The 20,657-nt window shown below is 44.0% G+C and carries 18 protein-coding genes and 1 other annotated feature; all 18 genes read left to right on the plus strand.

The genetic code is table 11. The annotated features are described in order from the left end of the window. Positions 1–5 precede the first annotated feature (5 nt). The 18 genes from yihA to J2Z20_RS15855 all read left to right on the plus strand — a co-directional run bounded on the left by yihA (position 6) and on the right by J2Z20_RS15855 (position 20,640). Positions 6–593: a ribosome biogenesis GTP-binding protein YihA/YsxC gene (gene yihA, locus J2Z20_RS15770; protein WP_209852528.1), complete on the plus strand. Its 588-nt coding sequence runs from the start codon at positions 6–8 to the stop codon at positions 591–593. 202 nt (positions 594–795) lie between these two features. Continuing rightward, the gene (locus J2Z20_RS15775) at positions 796–1,383 is read left to right on the plus strand and encodes a non-ribosomal peptide synthetase module (protein WP_209852530.1); all 588 of its coding nucleotides are present in this window, start codon (positions 796–798) and stop codon (positions 1,381–1,383) included. A gap of 349 nt (positions 1,384–1,732) precedes the next feature. Further along, positions 1,733–2,131, plus strand: coding sequence for an adenosylmethionine decarboxylase (gene speD, locus J2Z20_RS15780; RefSeq protein ID WP_209852531.1), 399 nt, complete (start codon positions 1,733–1,735; stop codon positions 2,129–2,131). Between the two features lie 106 nt (positions 2,132–2,237). Beyond that, a complete protein-coding gene (locus J2Z20_RS15785; RefSeq protein WP_209852534.1) occupies positions 2,238–2,759 on the plus strand; it encodes a hypothetical protein in 522 nt (173 codons plus the stop codon). A 194-nt stretch (positions 2,760–2,953) separates the two neighbouring features. Then, positions 2,954–4,357 carry a glutamyl-tRNA reductase gene (gene hemA / locus J2Z20_RS15790; protein ID WP_209852537.1) on the plus strand — a complete coding sequence of 468 codons (1,404 nt, stop codon included), beginning with the start codon at positions 2,954–2,956 and terminating at the stop codon, positions 4,355–4,357. Positions 4,358–4,372: 15 nt separating this feature from the next. After that, positions 4,373–5,200, plus strand: coding sequence for a cytochrome c biogenesis protein CcsA (gene ccsA, locus J2Z20_RS15795; RefSeq protein ID WP_245252459.1), 828 nt, complete (start codon positions 4,373–4,375; stop codon positions 5,198–5,200). After that, a complete protein-coding gene (locus tag J2Z20_RS15800) occupies positions 5,197–5,856 on the plus strand; it encodes a precorrin-2 dehydrogenase/sirohydrochlorin ferrochelatase family protein (RefSeq protein ID WP_342454327.1) in 660 nt (219 codons plus the stop codon). Before ccsA ends, J2Z20_RS15800 begins: the two co-directional genes overlap by 4 nt. Before the next feature lie 6 nt (positions 5,857–5,862). Beyond that, positions 5,863–6,819, plus strand: a complete 957-nt coding sequence (gene hemC, locus J2Z20_RS15805) for a hydroxymethylbilane synthase (RefSeq protein ID WP_209852554.1) — start codon at positions 5,863–5,865, stop codon at positions 6,817–6,819. 4 nt (positions 6,820–6,823) lie between these two features. Continuing rightward, on the plus strand, positions 6,824–8,377 hold the full coding sequence (cobA, locus tag J2Z20_RS15810; RefSeq protein ID WP_209852557.1) for a uroporphyrinogen-III C-methyltransferase: 1,554 nt from the start codon (positions 6,824–6,826) through the stop codon (positions 8,375–8,377). Between the two features lie 27 nt (positions 8,378–8,404). Next, positions 8,405–9,409, plus strand: a complete 1,005-nt coding sequence (gene hemB / locus J2Z20_RS15815; protein ID WP_209852560.1) for a porphobilinogen synthase — start codon at positions 8,405–8,407, stop codon at positions 9,407–9,409. Positions 9,410–9,442: 33 nt separating this feature from the next. Next, positions 9,443–10,744, plus strand: coding sequence for a glutamate-1-semialdehyde 2,1-aminomutase (gene hemL / locus J2Z20_RS15820; RefSeq protein ID WP_209852563.1), 1,302 nt, complete (start codon positions 9,443–9,445; stop codon positions 10,742–10,744). Continuing rightward, a complete protein-coding gene (locus J2Z20_RS15825) occupies positions 10,741–11,646 on the plus strand; it encodes an RluA family pseudouridine synthase (RefSeq protein ID WP_209852565.1) in 906 nt (301 codons plus the stop codon). The genes hemL and J2Z20_RS15825 overlap by 4 nt, the downstream gene beginning before the upstream one ends. A 134-nt stretch (positions 11,647–11,780) precedes the next feature. Beyond that, positions 11,781–13,010, plus strand: coding sequence for a LysM peptidoglycan-binding domain-containing protein (locus J2Z20_RS15830; RefSeq protein WP_209852568.1), 1,230 nt, complete (start codon positions 11,781–11,783; stop codon positions 13,008–13,010). Between the two features lie 62 nt (positions 13,011–13,072). After that, positions 13,073–13,332, plus strand: a binding site (T-box leader). A gap of 61 nt (positions 13,333–13,393) precedes the next feature. After that, entirely contained in the window at positions 13,394–16,060 is a 2,667-nt protein-coding gene (locus tag J2Z20_RS15835) for a valine--tRNA ligase (RefSeq protein ID WP_209852580.1), read from the plus strand. Positions 16,061–16,152: 92 nt separating this feature from the next. Continuing rightward, the gene (locus tag J2Z20_RS15840; protein ID WP_209852583.1) at positions 16,153–17,529 is read left to right on the plus strand and encodes a bifunctional folylpolyglutamate synthase/dihydrofolate synthase; all 1,377 of its coding nucleotides are present in this window, start codon (positions 16,153–16,155) and stop codon (positions 17,527–17,529) included. A 6-nt stretch (positions 17,530–17,535) separates the two neighbouring features. Continuing rightward, positions 17,536–18,921, plus strand: coding sequence for a UDP-N-acetylmuramate--L-alanine ligase (gene murC / locus J2Z20_RS15845; protein ID WP_209852585.1), 1,386 nt, complete (start codon positions 17,536–17,538; stop codon positions 18,919–18,921). 152 nt (positions 18,922–19,073) lie between these two features. Next, complete coding sequence (locus J2Z20_RS18290; RefSeq protein ID WP_209852588.1) at positions 19,074–20,264, plus strand: SPOR domain-containing protein; 1,191 nt, start codon at positions 19,074–19,076, stop codon at positions 20,262–20,264. A gap of 133 nt (positions 20,265–20,397) precedes the next feature. Continuing rightward, positions 20,398–20,640 (plus strand): DUF4321 domain-containing protein, encoded by a 243-nt coding sequence (locus J2Z20_RS15855; protein ID WP_209852591.1) that lies wholly within the window; start codon positions 20,398–20,400, stop codon positions 20,638–20,640. Positions 20,641–20,657 lie beyond the last annotated feature (17 nt).

Raw genomic sequence — 20,657 nt, forward strand, 5'->3', positions numbered from 1 at the left:
GTTATATGAAAGTTACAGATGCACAATTTGTGATCAGTGCTGTACGCCCTGATCAATATCCTCAGGACGCCTTGCCAGAGATTGCTCTGGCAGGGCGTTCCAATGTCGGTAAGTCCTCGCTGATTAACCGAATGATTAACCGTAAAAACCTTGCACGCACAAGCTCTACGCCGGGTAAGACGCAGCATTTAAATTATTATCTTATCAATGATCAGCTTTATTTCGTTGATTTACCTGGTTACGGATTTGCGAAAGTATCCAAGTCTCAGCGTGAAGCTTGGGGCAGAATGATCGAAAATTATTTACTGAACCGTGAGACGTTAAAACTCGTTCTTCTGATGATCGATCTCAGACACCCGCCGTCCAAAGACGATGAACTGATGTATGATTGGCTTAAACATTATGAAATTCCAGTATGTGTCGTTGCGACGAAAGCGGATAAAGTTCCTAAAAGTAAATGGGCAAAACATTCAAAAATAATCAGAGAAGCGCTTGCTCTGAACTCATCCGATCCGTTTATTTTATTTTCATCAGAAATAGGTATGGGTAAAGACGAGCTGTGGAGCATGATTTCTGCAGCCATCCAATCATAAAATATTGGCGGACAACATAGCTAGCACGGAAAGTTGATGCAGGAAAGCGAGTATGATGGGGGATTTTTCGCAGATATAACGCATTAATCCATTTTTTTATGAAATTCGGTGGAAATTCGTGATTTCGTCTTCAAGCAATGATTTTGCATTGTGGTGTATAATATCCATAAGGATAGTTAAAAGAATTGAGGAGATTTTTATGATGGCTAAGCGGTTAGCCACAGAATATGTAAATGCCCGTTTGGAAATGTCGGAAGCTCAAATGTATCGGTTTGTTCATGAAGCCCTAGATCCATTAGTCCATCAAAAAGTAAAAGTTTTGGAAAATGGAAGTCAAGAAATTGTGCTTGAAGATCAGAATGGTGAAGAAATACATTTGCCTTTTGACAAGAGGGATGGATTTTATGTCTGTGAGTTATCTGTCCGCTTGGTGAATCCTCGTCTTACAAATGCGATGCGAAAATTATTCGTCACTTATAAAGGAACAGGACTTGTTAACCGCATTTATGATGGATTCATTATGGTGTATTTTTATAAAGAAGGTTCAGTTCGTAAAATTGTTGAATGCTCTCGTGAATCGGAAAAGCTGGTCTTTGAATATAAAAATACGGTAGAAGAACTCGAGCGGTTGTATGAAGCTAAAGATGTGGAATTAGAAATTAGTAAAATCCAGCGGTCTATAAATGATTTGTTGGATCAACGGATTTCGGCTGACAGTTCATACCAAATTCAAGCGATTGATGAATCTCTGCGATCCTATGTACAACGATTATTCGTACTAGAAGCTTAAATCTTATATAAAGGGCCTATCTTAAGATAGGTCTTTTTTTTGTATTGTATAAACTTTCATTAAAGATGAATGCGGAAAATAATCGTATAACCCTCACCAAGTTCATAAAATAATCATAGGCTGTGGCTGTAATTATTTCGCATCTAAGTTTTCAAAAAAAATGTTGCATTTCGGGCCAATAGATGTTATTTTAAATCTCGTTGAAAAGAATATAGGAACCAGGATTCACTCAATATCACTCAGGACATTGAATGTTGAGAGAGATTATTCCCTCGGGAAGTGAATGACGTAGGTCCTAGCGGATGAAATTTTTTCAAACATTTTATTCCTAGGAAGGGGGAACCGAAAGATGGAATATTCAACTTTCGGAAGACACGTTGCTGTTGATACTTGGGGAGCCGATTTTGAACTGTTGAACAATGCTGAATTTTTAGAAGCTCAAATGGTGGAAGCCGCTGAAGCATGTGGCGCAACGGTACTATCCGTGCAATCCAAGCAATTCGAACCACAAGGAGCTACAGTGCTTGTGTTGTTGTCGGAGAGCCATCTCTCAATTCATACGTATCCTGAGAGAGGTTTTGCAGCGATTGACTGCTACACTTGTGGTGAAACGGTTGATCCGCAAGTCGCTATTGACTACCTGGTATCCGTATTGAAACCAGAAAAAACATATGCTAAAAAACTGGTTCGCGGGTTGGGAGAACTTCAAGTAGAAACACCTGCGATGAAACAAGCTGAACTGGTTTAACGGATAAATAATAATCGTAATACGCAATAACCATGGAATTTCCATGGTTATTTGTTTTTTCTCCCCTCCATACAATGGTTACAAGGCTAGTACGGGGGGATGAAGAATGAGAAGAAGACGAAGATTGCTGCCTGTGATTTTAATCACTGCCTTAGTTTGTGTTGTATTCTTACAATTGATTGCACTCATTAAACATAATTCACATGATGGCGAAGATCCTAAACAGATGTTATTTGAGGTTACTCTCTTACAGATGAATATATTGAATTCATCTCTTAACGAGGCGGTTAAAGCAGAACATACCGATGAATTAAATGAGCTTAAGCTTGCTGCGTATACGGCAAAATATACCCATGATCGTTTTGCGCGCACGTTTGCAGAAGGACAACTGGATGAACTTTCTGGGCTAAGCAAGCTGGTTGCCTATATTACCTCGTTGCAAATTGGAGGAGAACGCTCTATGACCAGCGAAGAGCAAAATGTTATTCATGAGGCGGCTTCTGTTTTCTCGAAAATGTTGCCTGTATATACGGATCTGCTCAGCAGCAATGACCATATTATTTCCTCCAAGGAGGAAGAGCTAGCAATATTTGCGAAAGAACTTGATACAATTGTCCCAAAGGAATAAACTAGGAAGAGAATTTGGATGAAAATTGTCGTAAAAGGTAATGATGATACGTAGAAATACAATGTTAAGAAAATGGGGATTTCATAAACATTTCATAAATAAACTAAGGCCCCTTTTAAAACTATGATATAATAATAATTGTTTCATAATATTTGATTTAATGTGAATTTAAATCGTAGGCAGGTGAACTTGCAATGCACATCGTCGTTGTTGGATTAAACTATCGCACGGCGCCTGTGGAAGTGAGAGAGCGGTTTACAATTGAAGAAGACGAATTGCCAAGAGCGCTTAGCGAGTTGAAGCAGACAAAGAGTGTATTGGAAGGCGTCATCGTTGCAACGTGTAACCGTACGGAAATTTATGTTGTTGTCGATCGGCTTCATATGTGCGGACATTATATTCGTAGTTTTATGGAGAATTGGTTCGGCATACCTCGTGAAGAATTTACTCGACACTTATATATATATGAGGACGAACAAGCTGTTCGTCATCTGTTCCGTGTGACTTGCGGGCTTGATTCGATGGTTATTGGTGAAACACAGATATTGGGACAAGTGCGCAGCAGCTTTCTACTCTCGCAAGATGAACATGGCACAGGTACATGGTTCAATACGTTGTTTAAACAAGCTGTTACCCTTGGTAAACGAGCTCATTCTGAGACTTCGATTGGCGAAAGTGCTGTTTCGGTAAGCTATGCAGCTGTGGAACTAGGCAAACGTATTTTCGGCACGTTTACGGATAAGAAGGTGCTTATACTCGGCGCTGGTAAAATGAGTGAACTGACTGTGAAACACTTATACGCGAACGGTGCTGAAGAAGTCATTGTTGCGAATCGAACGCTTTCGCGAGCAGAAGAGTTAGCCCGTAAATTTGATGGTACGTCTTGTACGATTGAAGAAGGAATAGCGCGGCTTCATGAAGTGGATATTGTTATTAGCTCAACAGGAGCCAAGCAATATGTGCTGACTTCTGAAATGGTCGCTACAAGTATGAAGAAGCGTCAATCTAGACCACTCTTCATGATTGATATTGCTGTGCCAAGGGATATCGATCCTTCTATTGGTCAGCTGCAAAATGTTTTCTTATATGATATTGATGATTTAGAAGGAATCGTTGAGACCAATCTGGAAATGCGGCGCTCGGAAGCAGCTAAGATTGAAACGATGATTGCTGAAGAAATCGATGTTTATAATAAATGGATTAGAACACTTGGTGTTAGACCTGTTATCCGTGCACTGCAGGATAAAGCTTCGGAAATTCATGAGGAGACACTCGAAAGTCTATTTAACAAGCTTCCTGAACTGAATGAACGTCAACGTAAAGTGATTCAAAGGCTAACGAAAAGCATCGTAAACCAAATGATGCATGATCCTATTAACCGGATTAAAGAAATGGCTGGAGAAAAGCAAGGAAGAGAAGCTTTAGAACTGTTCACTCATATTTTTGCCTTGGAAGACCAGCTTAAAGGGATGAAAGAGCAAGATGAATTGAACAGCGTGGCGGCTGAGGCGGATGCTATGGAACGCAGACCTAAAGTGAAGTCTGACGGTTCAGTGAAAGAACAAATCAAAATGACTTTGGCGCCGGCTACGCTTTAAAAGCAGGTGAATGGCTTGAAATTTCTCAGTGGAGCGTATGACGTTTTAATATCTATTTATGCCCTGAGCCTTCTGTTTTATTTCTCGGATTGCATTCGCCGCAATCGGAGTGCGAAGCGGATGGGCACAGGGCTTCTTGCTTTAGCTAGTATATTGCAGATTACTGTTATTGCGATACGCTGGCTGCAAGCAAACGGATTGCCGATTTTTACACGATTCGATTTTTTGAATTGGCTTACGGTTAGTTTGGTATTGATTTCGCTAATCATGTCCTTTTTTCAAAAATCCGAATATGCGATATTACTGCTTGGTGTTATTAGTTTCTGCATTATTGTGCTCAATCGGTTTTGGATGCCGGTGAGCGATCATGTCGCTGGCAACTGGGATGGTGTTCGAGGCTTACTTGTTTTACATATCACGCTGGCGAGTTTAAGCTTTGCAGCTTTAACTGTTGCATCCGTGTTCGCATGTATGTATTTATACTTGCATCGCAAGTTGAAAGTAAAGAAATGGGATGATACGGTTCGCCGCTTACCAAGCCTAGAGATGATTGACAAGTATACCTATTCTGCGATGTTAATCGGCGTACCGCTGCTCATCGCATCTTTGATTCTTGCGATGTTGTCTCTATATGAGGAGAAACGGTGGGAGCTGTTGCTCGATTTAAAAGTATCCTCTACGCTAATGGCGTTAGCGATATATGGTTGGTATTTTGTAAGAAAGAGATCTTCTCAACATTCGGGGGCTATGATGGCGAGGTGGACACTTCTTGGGTATGCCTTTACGATTTTAAATTTTGTGCTGAATTCATGGTCCGAATTTCATAGATGGACAGGAGCGTGAGAGGACTATTGGCAGGCTATATACCGATAATGCTGGATTGTGAGGGCAAACGCTGTGTAGTTGTTGGTGGAGGAAAGGTAGCTGAACGTAAAGCGGCTTCCCTCGTAGAAGCGAAGGCTGATGTGGTTGTTATAAGTCCAACTCTTACCACATCCATGGCACAGTGGCAAGAAGCTGGTCTAATCAAATGGATTGCACGTCCCTATGAATATGGAGATTTACAAGAAGCTCTCCTTATCTATGCAGCAACGAATTCCGTTGAGATAAATAGGCAAGTCGCTAAAGAAGCTGCTGAGCTGAGAATCCCTGTGAACATTGTTACTTCGCAAGAGGAAGGGACTTTTATGAGCCCAAGCGTCATGAGACGCGGCAAACTCATTATTGCAGTGTCTACAACAGGAGCCGGGCCGGCAGCGGCAAAAGAGATTCGTCATCAGCTAGAGCATGAGTTTGGTGATGAGTACGAAAAGTATACCGAATTTTTGTATCGCATTAGATCGGTGGTCCAGTCCAAGGTAAGTGATCCTGTTCGGCGGCATACGCTCCTTAAGGCGGCGGCTACTATGGATATACTGAATTCCATTCGAGCAGGCTCCTTTGATTGGTGGAGCGATGAAGAGATAGAATCATGGATTATACAAACCCAGGGGGAATGACGAGAGATGCGTACGATTGTGGTAGGGACTAGACAGAGCGCACTTGCTTTAACACAAACAGGACAGGTTATTGAGGCGTTAACAAAAATTTGTTCTGCCCATAACCTGCCTTTTCAATTTGAAATTAAAAAAATTGTGACCAAAGGCGATCAAATCTTAGATGTAACGTTGTCTAAGGTCGGAGGTAAAGGTCTGTTCGTTAAAGAAATAGAGCAGGCGATGCTGAATGGAGAAATTGATATTGCTGTTCATAGTATGAAGGATATGCCGTCGGAACTGCCGGAGGGACTTGTGAATGGATCGGTCCCGCGCCGTGTTGACCCTAGGGATGCCCTTATCTCTAAAGAAGGACTCTCACTGGAAAATTTGCCTCGTGGTGCGAAAGTCGGCACGAGCAGTCTTCGGCGTGCAAGTCAGCTCAAAGCTTACCGTCCAGATTTACAGCTCGAATCCATAAGGGGGAATATTGATTCCCGTTTGCGGAAACTGGAAACCGAAGGGTTTGATGCGATTATTCTGGCTGCAGCAGGGCTGTACCGTATGGGATGGGAAGATAAGATTTCATCGTATGTGCCTGTTGATGTATGTCTTCCCGCCGTGGGACAAGGAGCACTAGGCATTGAATGCCGTGCTGACGATCAAGAAGTGCTGCATCTTCTATCTCTTTACAATGATCAGGAGACGGAATTAACCGTACGTGCTGAGCGGCGTTTTCTAGCTGTACTAAATGGCGGATGCCAAGTTCCAATTGGAGCTTACGCAACCCTTGCCCAAAATGAAGGCTCGCATTCAAATCAAGATCAAAAGGTTATTCAATTAACGGGAATGGTCGGGTTGCCGGATGGAACGGTTCTTTTGAAAGAAATAGCATCCGGTACTGACCCTGAGCAATTAGGCGAAGAGGTTGCGCACAAACTCATTGCTCAAGGAGCGGATCGTATACTGTCAGAAGTTAGGGGATGATCATGTGGCGGGGAAGGTATTCTTGGTTGGGGCAGGTCCTGGGGAAGCAAAATTAATAACGGTAAAAGGGTTAGAATGCATCCAAAAGGCGGATGTCATTGTATATGATCGTCTGGCAAGTCCGCGTCTACTCAAGCAAATCAAACCGGGAGCGCAAAAAATATATGTCGGCAAATTGCCGGATCGTCACACGATGAAGCAAGAGGAAATTAATCAATTGCTCGTCGATCTTGCTCTGCAAGATAAGATTGTCGTTCGGTTAAAGGGCGGGGATCCTACGATCTTTGGACGTGTGGGCGAAGAGGCTGAACTGCTTAAGAAGAATGGAATACCATTTGAAATTGTACCTGGTGTAACTTCAGCGATCGCTGTACCTGCCTATGCGGGCATACCTGTAACACACCGAGATTTGGCATCCTCCCTATCCATTATTACAGGTCATGAAAGTCCAGATAAGCTTGATCAGTCCATTCATTGGGATAAAGTAACGAATGCAACGGGCACACTGGTTTTTATGATGGGTGTATCGAAGATTGGATATATTAGCAACCAACTTATGAAATACGGTCGATCACCTGAAACGCCTATTGCATTAATTCGCTGGGGTACTAGGGCGGAACAGGCAACGATTACGGGCACTTTAGCGGATATAGAGGAGAAAGTGAAACAGGCTGATTTTAAACCTCCCGCTGTGATTGTCGTTGGTGATGTTGTCAAACAAAGAGAGAAGCTGAAATGGGCTGAACTGCTTCCTTTATTCGGGAAAAGAATCGTCGTTACTCGTTCGCGCAGTCAAGCGAGTGAACTCGTGAATCGGATTGAGGAATTGGGCGGCGAGCCTTATGAGTTTCCTGTTATTGAAACCGTCGCGCCTAAGGACGAGATTACACTCTCTCAGATTAAACAATCGCTGTCTAACATGGAGCAGTACGATTGGGTCTTTTTTACGAGTGTTAACGGCGTTGAATTTTTCTTTCAACATTTAGAGGAATTAGGCGGAGATATTCGGTCCCTTCATAAAGCGCGTATCGCTGCAGTAGGACCTGCGACTGCCGAAGCGTTAAGAAAGAAAGGGATCGTGAGTGAGAAGCTGCCAGAACGTTTTCAGGCTGAAGGATTGGTCGAGGCGTTCGGCTCCGAATTCATTCCCGGCCAGAAAGTTCTGCTGCCGCGCGGTGATCTGGCGAGGTCATGGCTTCCCGAGAAGCTTCGAGGGCTAGGTCTAAATGTAACCGAAGTAACAATATATGAAACGGTAATGACAGGCGAGGACGATATCGAGCTGCTCAAATGGATCGAAGAAAAGGCGATTGACGCCGTGACCTTCACCAGCTCATCGACAGTAACAAATTTTATGGCTATTTTAAGGCGCATGGGCATAGAGGATCCAGTGGCTGCGCTCGAAGGAATAGATATTGCTTGTATTGGACCGCTTACAGCTAAGACGGCAAGCGAAGCGGGCCTAAACGTTACGATGCTCGCTAAGGAAGCATCGATAGATAGTTTATTAGATACTTTATGTAAATGGAATAATCACAATTTAAATATCGGCTTATAATTGAAACATTTTTAGGAGGTTACTCTAATGACATTTCCAATAGTACGGCATCGCCGTTTGCGTCAAACCGCAGCAATTCGCAGTCTAGTTCGGGAAACGGTGTTAACCGTAGACGATCTCATTCAACCGATTTTTGTCACTTATGGCACTGGTGTGAAGAATGAAATTACCTCGATGCCTGGCATTTATAATCTCTCGTTAGATATGCTTGAAGCAGAAGTGAAGGAAATTGTAGATTTAGGCATTAAAGCTGTACTTCTATTCGGTATTCCCGAAACAAAAGACAGCGTCGGTTCATCTGCATTTGCAGAAGACGGTATCGTTCAGGAAGCAACACGCCGCATTAAGGCGATGTATCCTGACCTGCTTGTTGTGGCAGATACATGCTTATGTGAATTTACAGACCATGGACATTGCGGCATGGTGCATACGTTCGAACGCGACGGTCATATTCATGGTGAAGTTTTAAATGATGAATCATTAGAACTGCTCGTGAAAACTGCTGTCTCCCAAGCGAAGGCGGGTGCAGATATTATCGCTCCTTCCAATATGATGGACGGCTTCGTGCAAGCGATTCGCGCAGGACTTGATGAAGCCGGTTTCCAAAATGTTCCGATCATGTCTTATTCGGTGAAATATTCATCTGCATTCTACGGACCTTTCCGCGATGCTGCTGATTCAGCGCCGCAGTTCGGTGACCGCAAAGCATATCAAATGGATTCTGCCAACGTAAGAGAAGCACTTCGTGAAGCAGAAACAGATGTCCTTGAAGGTGCCGATATGCTAATGGTGAAGCCTGCTCTCGCTTACATGGACGTCATTCGCATCATTAAAGATCAGTTCGATCTGCCGCTTGTAGCTTACAACGTAAGTGGAGAATACTCAATGGTGAAAGCTGCTGCAATGCAGGGCTGGATCGACGAGAAGGCCATTGTGATGGAGATGCTGACAGGTATGAAACGTGCGGGCGCGGATATTATTATCACCTATTTCTCCAAGGATGTAGCGCGCTGGTTGAAGGAATCGAAATAACTTTTTAATAAATAAGAAACGGAGTGTCTTTCGATGAGTGGAAATTCTAAAGTTCGTAATGATGAACGTTCCAAAGCAGCTTTTGAGGAGGCTAAAAAATATCTTCCCGGAGGCGTTAACAGTCCTGTACGCGCGTTTAAATCTGTTGGACTCACTCCAATTTATGCAGACCACGCACAAGGCTCGAAAGTATACGATATAGACGGCAATTCTTTTATCGATTATGTCTGCTCCTGGGGTCCCCTCATTATGGGGCATGCTCATCCTGAAGTCATTGGGGCGATTCAGGAAACAGCGGCAAAAGGGACAAGTTTCGGTATGCCGACAGAGATTGAGACGCAAATGGCAAAACTCGTCGTTGAACGCGTCCCTTCCATCGATATCGTACGTATGGTTAACTCCGGTACAGAAGCGACGATGAGTGCGATTCGTTTAGCGCGCGGATATACTGGCCGGAGTAAAATCCTTAAGTTCGAAGGTTCATATCACGGACATGCTGACAGCTTGCTTATTAAAGCAGGTTCAGGAGTAGCGACACTCGGCCTGCCTGACAGCCCTGGTGTTCCTGAAGGCGTAGCAGCAAATACAATTACGGTTCCATATAACGATCTGGAGTCCGTTAAGCTTGCATTTGAACGATTCGGCGAAGAAATTGCAGGTGTTATTGTTGAGCCTGTGGCGGGCAATATGGGCGTTGTTCCTCCGCTCCCTGGTTTCTTGGAAGGACTGCGGAAATTAACAACGGATTACGGCAGCGTGCTTATTTTCGATGAAGTGATGACTGGATTTCGTGTTCACCTTAACAGTGCGCAGGGACGGTTTAATGTTACTCCAGACTTGACTTGTCTTGGTAAAGTGATCGGCGGCGGACTTCCAGTAGGCGCTTACGGCGGTAAACGCGAAATTATGGAGCGAATTGCCCCGTCAGGTCCTATTTATCAGGCGGGTACGCTAAGCGGTAATCCGCTCGCGATGGTAGCAGGCTACACAACGCTTAAACTGCTTACACCTGAAGTGTATGATCACTTAGAGAAGCAAGCTGCTAAACTGCAGGCAGGCTTCGAGAAGAACGCTCGTGAACTTGGTATTCCGTGCACGATCAATCGTGTCGGTTCAATGGTATGCCCGTTCTTTACCTCATCCAAAGTCATTAACTATGAAACAGCTAAGAGCAGCGATCTGAAGCTGTTTACACGTTATTTTGCAGCATTAATTAATGAGGGTGTGAGTGTGGCTCCTTCTCAATTTGAAGGAATGTTCGTATCCGGTGTTCACAGTGATGAGGACATTGAGGCAACGATTGAGGCAAATTATAACGCCTTGAAGAGCCTGTGAGTTGGCACGGGAATTGGAAGCGTCGCGGAGAATGGCTCGAAGTGACTCCGGGGCGCGAGGTAATGGCAAGTGAAGATCGAATGATGGCTGCACATCAGTGGCTTGCGCGTCATTTCGGTCTATCCGATAAAATCATTCGAGGATGGATGGCGGAGAACGGTATTCAGTTAGCTGGAGACCGACTCCGCGTTCGTCTATTTCGAGCTGAAGAACCTGAATACGAGCCTTATTACCGAGAACTGAATATATTGTATGAGGATGATTTCTGCCTTGTCGTTCATAAGCCCGCTGGCATGCTCGTACACCCTACAGTGAAAGAACAGCATCTTACATTAGCCCATGCTGTCGCTGCGTATTATGAAAGCACAGGACAACGATTACGTGTACGTCATATTCACAGACTTGATGAGCATACTTCAGGACCTGTCTTGTATGCCAAAAATGATTTTGCTCATTTAAAGCTGGATGAGGCGATGCGTGTTAAGGAAATCGATCGCACATATGTCGCTTTTGTTCAAGGAATAGTGTCGCCCGAACTGCAAGTGATTGATTTGCCGATTGGCAAAGACCGTCATCATAAACAGCGAAGACGTGTATCACCCACGGGTCAGCATGCTGTAACGCATGTGAAAGTTGTGGAGACTTATTCAAATGCGAGTCTTGTACGGCTTGATTTAGATACGGGGCGTACGCATCAAATCAGGGTGCATATGAGTCATATGGGGCATCCGTTAATCGGAGATACACTTTACGGCGGGCAGTCATCCCTTTTTCCTTATCAAGCACTTCATGGAGAGCGGCTTTCATTTCCGCATCCATTGACTGCAGAGAGAGAAGTCGTTGAAGACCCATGGCCGGATTCCTTTCATGAGCTGCGCTCATCCCTAATGGCCGAAGAGTAGATGATAGATTGAAAAAACAAATAGCATGCACTCCTTATTACAGCATATAGATAGAACGAGTGAACATTTTGACCAAGAGATGTTCTTGATTGCCAAAATACCGTTTTGTATATGTTGGAAGGAGGGCATTATCGTTGTCTGATCAATCTTACGGTCTGCGATTTGATATTTATGAACGTGTGCATCTATCAGAAGATCTAGTGGGTATTGAGGAACTGGAAGAGATTGAATTAGTGCCGAACATTCAGGTTATCCCTACGGGAGAACAGGCAATATTACGGGGTCAGTTGATCCTGACTGGAGTATACCGAGGCGAGGGGCCGGAAGCCTTCGAACAGGAGCTTCAGCACTTCATACCTGTTGAAATAACAATCCCTCTGAATCGGGTAAGCAGGCTTGAAGATATTGCTGTTGAGATCGAAAATTTTGATATTGATCTGCTTTCAAAACGCAGTCTTAACATTACGGGTGTACTATCTCTTAGGGGTGTAGGCGTGGTACATTCAGAGCCTGAACGACAGTGGGATGTTGATGAGTTTACAGTAGTTCATGATTCGAACAGCTTTGGTTCATCTGTGGATCATGAAGTTAGGGACGAACAAGAAGCGGTTCCTTATTCAGGAGATTCGTTCTCGGGTGTACCAAATCAAGCAAATCACGATATTTCTTGGCTTGGGAGCCTGCCGCAAATCCAAACTTCAGCGCTTTATGCGGACAAGGAATATAATGCAGAACCGCAGGTGAACTCTGAGTTTGGACAGCCACTTCCTGAGCAATATTTAGAAAATCAACGGGATCAACAAGAAAATACCGATGTTTTCAATACTTGGAACGATCAGCACGAGGATGCTGCTGATTTAACTCAGGCTGAAGAGTATGTCTCTTTAATAGATGATCAGACAATAGCTGTCGATGCAGCAGTAGAGCAGCAATCTTACTACGAAGAGCCAAACGATACGTTATGGGAGCAAACTACAGAGCGTATTCCTGAAGAGAAGCCAGAGCTTAAAGTTGCGTTGGGCAGTAAAAAGCAGGCAGAGCAGAAGCCTGCTGAAAATGTTGGATTAAGTACACTTCTCCACACGAACCGGATTGCCAAAGAGCAACAATCTTTACAAGAACGAGAAGACGAGAATGCGCAAGCTGCAAGCGCACCTGGAGAAGAGATTCGGTGGAAAAATCTTTTTGTAAATACGTTAGAAGAGCAGTCGCCATTTCGTAAATTGCGCCTTTGCATAGTTCAGCGTGAAGAGACGATTGACACAATTGCTACTCGTTATCAGTTAACCCCGCGTGAGCTGCTGCTATATAATCGCTTGTCTGAGCAAAGTGTAACTGAAGGACAGATATTATATATACCCTAATCTATGGCAGAAATGTTGACTCGCGCTCCTATCCAAGTTATGATGAGAGAAATGAACATTCATTAAAGACTTGGAATGGGAATAGTAGGAAGTATGCCCTTCAGAGAGTGGAATTGTAGCGCTGTGAGATTCCGCAGGATCCAGCTTGCCGAAGTCGCCCGGGAGTCGTCTGTTTGAAGCCCATTTAGCGGTCAGGACAGACCGGCGCGCAGCCGTTATCTGTTTAGAGAGTCAAGCTTTAAGATATTGCTGTCTTATATAAGAATGGCGGATAAGCTTGAAACAAAGGTGGTACCGCGAAAGTAAACCTTTCGTCCTTTGAGACGAAGGTTTTTTTGTGTTTTAAAGAGGATATGCTGAAATATTAACGGAGGTATGTAGCCATGTCAGAGAATGTAAACCAACCGACATCAGAAATGCCTACCACGTATGATCCGAAAGCAGCGGAGCAGAAATGGTATAAATATTGGATGGATGGCGGATTTTTTAAAGCAGGCCGGATTCCGGAAGCTGAACCTTTCACCATTGTTATCCCCCCTCCTAACGTAACAGGGATGCTCCATATTGGGCATGCGCTTGATTTTACGCTGCAAGATATTTTGATCCGCACCAAACGTATGCAGGGTTATGATGCGCTTTGGCTCCCAGGATCTGATCACGCGGGTATTGCAACGCAAACAAAAGTAGAGCAGAAACTGCGCGAGGAAGGATTGTCTCGCTATGATTTAGGCCGTGAGAAATTTCTGGACAAAGTCTGGGAATGGAAGGAAAAATATGCGGCGAACATCCATGAACAGTGGGCTAAAATGGGCTTCTCACTCGATTATTCTCGCGAACGCTTTACCCTGGATGAAGGGTTATCACGTGCAGTACGTGAAGTGTTTGTTAAACTGTATGAGAAGGGTCTTATTTACCGCGGTAAATATATTATTAACTGGGACCCAGCAGCTCGGACAGCTTTGTCGGACATTGAAGTGGAGTACAAGGAAGTACAAGGCCACCTTTATCATTTGCAGTATCCGCTAAAAGACGGAAGCGGCCATATTACGGTTGCAACTACTCGCCCGGAAACGATGCTTGGCGATACAGCTGTTGCTGTCCATCCTGAGGATGAACGGTATAAACACCTTATCGGCAAAACACTCGTTCTGCCGTTTGTTAATCGCGAAATTCCGATTATCGCTGACGAGTACGTTGAGAAGGAATTCGGCAGCGGCGCTGTGAAAATTACACCGGCGCATGATCCGAACGACTTCGAAGTAGGTCTGCGCCATAACTTGCCGCAAATTACGGTGATGGATGAGAACGGTACGATGAATGCAGCCGCTGGTAAATACCAAGGGCTTGATCGCTTCGAATGCCGCAAACAAATCGTTAAAGACTTGCAAGAGATCGGTGTACTCATCAAAATTGAGGACCACTTGCATCAAGTAGGCCACAGTGAACGTACAGGTGCGGTTGTTGAGCCTTATCTATCCACACAATGGTTTGTACGCATGAAGCCGCTTGCTGAAAGAGCAATTGAAGCGCAAAAATCGGGTAAAGGTGTTAACTTCGTACCGGACCGCTTTGAGAAAATCTATTTACATTGGATTGAAAATGTACGCGACTGGTGTATTTCTAGACAGCTTTGGTGGGGTCACCGTATTCCTGCTTGGTACTGTGAGTCTTGCGGTGAACTTCATGTTGCACACGAAGCAGTAGAAGTATGCTCCAAATGCGGCAGCCACGATTTGAAACAGGATGAAGATGTTCTTGATACATGGTTCAGCTCCGCTCTTTGGCCGTTCTCTACACTCGGCTGGCCTGAAGAGACAGAGGACCTCAAACGCTTCTATCCGACAGATGTACTCGTAACAGGTTACGACATTATTTATTTCTGGGTTGCTCGTATGATCTTTACGGCGCTCGAATTTACGGGTGAAATACCGTTTAAAGATGTACTCATTCACGGACTAGTACGCGATAGTGAAGGACGCAAAATGTCGAAGTCGCTCGGCAATGGTGTCGATCCGATCGATGTAATCGAACAATACGGTGCAGATGCACTCCGTTATATGATTTCGACAAGCAGCACACCTGGTCAAGATTTGCGTTTCCGGTGGGAACGTGTTGAGCAAGCGCGTAACTTCGCAAACAAGATATGGAATGCATCGCGTTTTGCGCTCATGAACCTTGAAGGATTTACTTATGATGACATCGACATCAGCGGTGATTTAGGAACAGCTGACCGCTGGATTTTACACCGTCTCAATGAGACTGCACGCGATATTACTCGTCTGATCGACTCCTATGAATTTGGGGAGACAGGTCGTCTTCTATATAACTTTATTTGGGACGATCTTTGCGATTGGTATATCGAGTTTGCAAAATTGTCTCTTTATAGCGAAAATGCGGAAGCGAAGAAGAAAACGCAGTCGGTTCTTGCTTATGTGCTTGATCGTACACTGCGTATGATTCATCCGTTCATGCCTTTTATTTCGGAGGAAATTTGGCAGCATTTGCCGCATAAAGGCGATACGATTACACTTGCAGAATGGCCGAAATACGATGCTGCATTTGAAGCAGCGGATGCGGTAGCAGAAATGAATTTGTTGATGGATACAATCCGTGCTGTTCGAAATATTCGTGCAGAAGTGAATGTACCGATGAGCAAGAAAATCGAACTGCTTGTGAAACCTGGCGATCAAGCTACGCTTGAAATTATTACTCGCAACGAGAACTATATTCGCCGTTTCTGCAATACGTCGGAGTTCAAAGCGGCGCTTAATGTCGAAATACCTGATAAAGCGATGACGGCTGTTGTTACAGGAGCTGAGCTTTATTTACCATTATCGGGTTTAATCGATATTACCCAGGAAATTGCGCGGCTTGAAAAAGAGCTTCAGCATTTGAACGCTGAAGTTGAACGCATTGATAAAAAGCTAAGCAACGAAGGATTTGTTTCAAAAGCACCTGCGAAAGTGATCGAAGAAGAACGTGCTAAACATGCCGATTACTCGGAAAAACGGAGTAAAGTGCTCGCGCGAATTGAAGAATTAAAAGGTTAAGTGTGACTTTTATCCTCCTAAGGTGTTATCCTTAGGAGGATAAACATGTAACTTTATGAATTCGGTAGAAAACAGACAAAGGGTGAAGAATCATGTTGGAAGAGGAAGGAACTGCAGCCACGGCTCCCTTTCACAGTTATCAAGAAGCCGTGCAGTGGATTAACGGACTTATTCCTTTTGGAATTAGACCTGGATTGGACCGCATTCAATTGATGCTCGAAAAGCTCGGCAAGCCGCATCGTCGGCTCAAATTTATTCATGTTGCTGGAACGAACGGGAAAGGTTCAACATGCGCCTTTTTAACAGAGGTTCTTATTAGGTCAGGCTATTCAGTAGGTACGTTTACTTCTCCGTACATAACGAAGTTTACAAACCGATTTCAATATAATGGGCAAGATATTCCTGAAGAAACACTGTTAGAGCTGTCTAATAGACTATACCCGCTTGTGGAGGAACTGGCAGCTACGGAGCTTGGTTCTCCAACGATGTTCGAAGTGTCTACAGCACTAGCAATTCTTTATTATGCAGAAGTATGTTATCCCGATGTCGTAGTATGGGAGACTGGACTTGGGGGAAGGCTTGATGTTACCAATGTTGTGACGCCTATCGTCTCCATCATTACAAATGTAGGCTATGATCATACCGATATTTTAGGAGATACACTTACACAAATCGCGACTGAAAAAGCAGGAATCATTAAGCCAGGCGTGCCAGTAGTAAGCTGTGTTGAACAACCGGAAGCGATCGCGGTTATTAAAGAGACTGCGAAGCGCAGAAATTCTAGCCTTTATTTACTTGGTGAACAGTTCAAAATAGAACGGCGTACAGTCAACATGGAGGGTCAATCGTTTCGATTCTCGGGACCGTTTGGCGAGCGTGATTTAGAAATATCACTTCAAGGTGAACATCAATGTAAAAATGCTGCAGGGGCAATGATGGCTCTCGAAGTTTTAAGACAGTATATGGCTTTCTTGCTTGATCCCGAAGATGTTCTAGAAGGATTTCGCCGAACGTTCTGGGCAGGTCGCCTTGAGCGAGTGTCGGAGAATCCGCGAATTCTTATTGATGGTGCGCATAATCCAGAGGGTGCCGAGACGCTCGCTAAAAGCATCCAGGAAATATACAGCTACCGCAAGTTGAATTTAATGATGGGGATGCTCTCTAACAAGCATCATGAGTCATATTTGCAGCATATACTACCAATAGTGGATACGCTTATCCTTACCGAGCCCGATTTTCGTAAAAAAATGGACGCAGGGCATTTACTAGACATCGTAGAGCAACTTCGGCAGAAATATGCGAAACCAAATTTAGAAATAATCGTTGAACCGGACTGGAGAGCGGCACTTGAAGTGCTGAAGTCACGGACGGAAGCGGAGGATCTTGGGGTCGTTTCCGGTACGCTTTATTTAATTGCAGACGTACGTTCGACCCTTCTGTATCAGACCGATTCTGAAAAAGGTTGGTGAGGATTTTTGAATACATCAAAACAACATGTACATTTTATCGGTATCGGTGGCTATGGGATGAGCGCCATCGCTAGAGTTATGTTAGAAATGGGATATACAGTAACTGGATCAGATGTTGCTGCCCAAGAGCTTACAGAGAAGCTGGCTGCAAAAGGAGCCAAAATTTATATCGGTCATACAGCCGAGCATGTGCACGGCGCAGATCTTGTTGTATACTCGACTGCGCTGCCTAAAGATAATGTAGAACGAGTTGTAGCGGAACAACTGAACATTCCAATTCTTCATCGTTCTCAAATGTTAGCACGATTACTTAATGAACGATTGGGCGTAGCAGTAGCAGGTGCCCACGGGAAAACGACAACATCATCGATGATCGCCTTAGTTATGGAAGAATGCGGCATCGATCCTACCTATATTATCGGTGGGGAAATTATGAACATCGGTACTAACGCAAAAGCAGGGAAAGGGAAATATGTTGTAGCGGAGGCCGACGAAAGTGACGGTTCGTTCCTGCAATATCATCCTTCCTTAGCGGTAGTTACGAATATTGAGGCTGACCATCTTGAAAATTATGGCGGCGACTTCAATCAACTGAAGCAAGCCTACGTGCAATTTTTAAATCAAGTGAAGTCTGACGGTAAAGCGGTTGTATGTGCTGATGACGATAATGTCCAAGCAATATTGCCGCAAGTGCAAAGCCATGTCATTACTTATGGGCTTCAGGCTAACGCAGATTACAGAGCTTCAAATATTGAACTGGGCGATCGTAAAGTATCGTTTACAATGCACCATCACAATGAACAATTGGGAACGATTGAATTGTCCGTTCCAGGCAAACACAATGTATATAATGCAATGGCTACTGTCATTGTTTGCCTAGAAGCAGGCATTCCGTTCCAAGAAATTGCTGGTGCTATTAAGCACTTTAGTGGTGCTAAGCGCCGTTTTCAAGTACTTGGAGAGATCAACGATATATTGGTCATTGATGATTACGCACATCATCCTACGGAAATTCAAGCAACTATAAGCGCTGCTAAGGCAACGGGCAAACGTATTATTGCGGTGTTCCAGCCTCAGCGTTATACTCGTACCTTTTTCTTGCTTGATGCTTTCAGCCGAGCTTTCGGTGAAGCGGATGAAGTGATCATCACGGACATCTACTCACCAGCTGGTGAAAAGCAAATTGAGGGTGTTCACTCTTCCAGGCTTGCCCAATTGATTGTTCAGAACAGCAATGCACACGCTCGTTATATACCAACGAAAGAAGAGGTTTTCGAAGACTTAATTGAACGCGTAAAACCGGGTGACTTGGTATTAACAATGGGTGCAGGAGATATTTATAAGGTTGGCTATCAACTTGCGAATCGTCTGCGCGCTGCGGAGAACGTATAACACGCTGACCATACAAAACACGCTTTTCAAAGCCTTAATGGTAGGCTGAGAGAAGCGTGTTTTTATTTTACCGGGCGGAATCTGATTAACATATCTATTTCAAATCTATCATATACGTAAATATAGAAGAAAGGACAAGGAGCGTGTAAGCAGTGAATAAAGCGAGAATGACCTTTAGGTTTGGTAATGAATCAGGCCCAGTCCAAGCAGAAGAGATGTCTCAGGAAAAAAATCAGTCATTAAGTGATCCTTCCTCTCCAGCATTATTACATTCTAGATCGATTGATCTATATGAAGGCTGGAGCGATCCTTTTGAACAGCATAGCGAATATCAGTACTACAGTGAACCTTCTTCCGATAAAGATGTTAATCATTCTGATGAAATATGCACTGAGACGGTACGTTCTCCACAGCAGTATGACTGGGATAGTGAAAGCGATCGCCCTGACATGGTTGATCTGACACATCATGCAGACGATGTGTCGATCTCTTATCGCTCCTCTCGCCCTCCATCTTGGTGGAAAGTATTTGGCTCAGTAATAGGCGCGATTTTCACTGGAGCTCTGTTTGGATTTGTCGTGCTCTCGCTCTTTAATGGAGAGGTGCAGGTACCTGCACCTAAGCCAGTGTCTTCAGTAACTCCAAACGGTGAAAGCAACAATTCTGCTGTAACGTCAGCAGATAAGCAAGGTTCAGCATTAGAGGCAAGCACAGGGGTTGCTGCGAAAATTCCAGTTGATGTGCAGGCACAGTCATTCTATATGCTGCAGTATGGTGTGTTTAGCAATGAGAAGGGCGTTAGTCAAGCGAAGGAAGATCTTGCCAATGAGGGAGTTGCGGCCCAGAATGACCTGAATAATGAAAACAGAGTTTATGCAGGTGTCGCGCCGGACCGTGAACAGGCAAAGCTGCTTAGCAGTCAATTGCAAACCCAAGGAGTAAGTTTATATGTACGCGAAATTCAAATCCCTGAAATAAAAGAAGCTCAGTTTAGCGGCGAAGCTGATACGTTTAATTCATTTTTCACAGAAAGTGCTGATCTTGTAAATGTACTGAGCCGTACTTCCGCTTCATTACTTGCTGAAAATACACCCAAACCTTTGGCCAGCAGTATGATGAATGAAATTGTGAATAAGCATCAGAAATGGACAGAAACGGTTAATTTGTGGCAGCAAGGACTTTCACAGCAGCAAAGGGAAGCAGGAAAACTCATGGAGAAAGCGATGAACAGTGCGGTAACATCGATCACTGAATTTAATAAAAACAGTTCCAAGGCGCATCTGTGGGAAGTGCAAAATGCTATGATGCAGTATATATTGCAAGAAAAAAAGGCGTTTGAATAAACAATATAGGGATATATTGAGAAAATCCGACAAGAAACTGGGAATAGTTGCCCTTGTCGGATTTTTGTTTGTGTTGACAGCAAAATACCCGTATAATAATTAGGGTGTCAAAAAATGGCGAGGGAAGAGAAGGATGAAGAAAAACGCTGGTATTCTCGTATTATTTTTGTTGATTGGTTGGCTGTTAGGCGCTTGGATTGCAAAGCTGCTTGAGCCTGTATCAGCCTTGTCTTTTCTTACTGCATCAACGATGATCGAATGGTCACCGGCAGCAAAATTAGACATCATCAACTATGATATTGTCATTCAATTCAAGATGAGCTTGCTAAGTATTATCGGGATGATTACATCCATCTGGCTATACCGCAGGCTGTAACTAGACAAAAGGAGACG

This window comes from Paenibacillus sediminis, from assembly GCF_017873765.1.
In the GTDB taxonomy this organism is placed as follows: domain Bacteria; phylum Bacillota; class Bacilli; order Paenibacillales; family Paenibacillaceae; genus Paenibacillus_AG; species Paenibacillus_AG sediminis.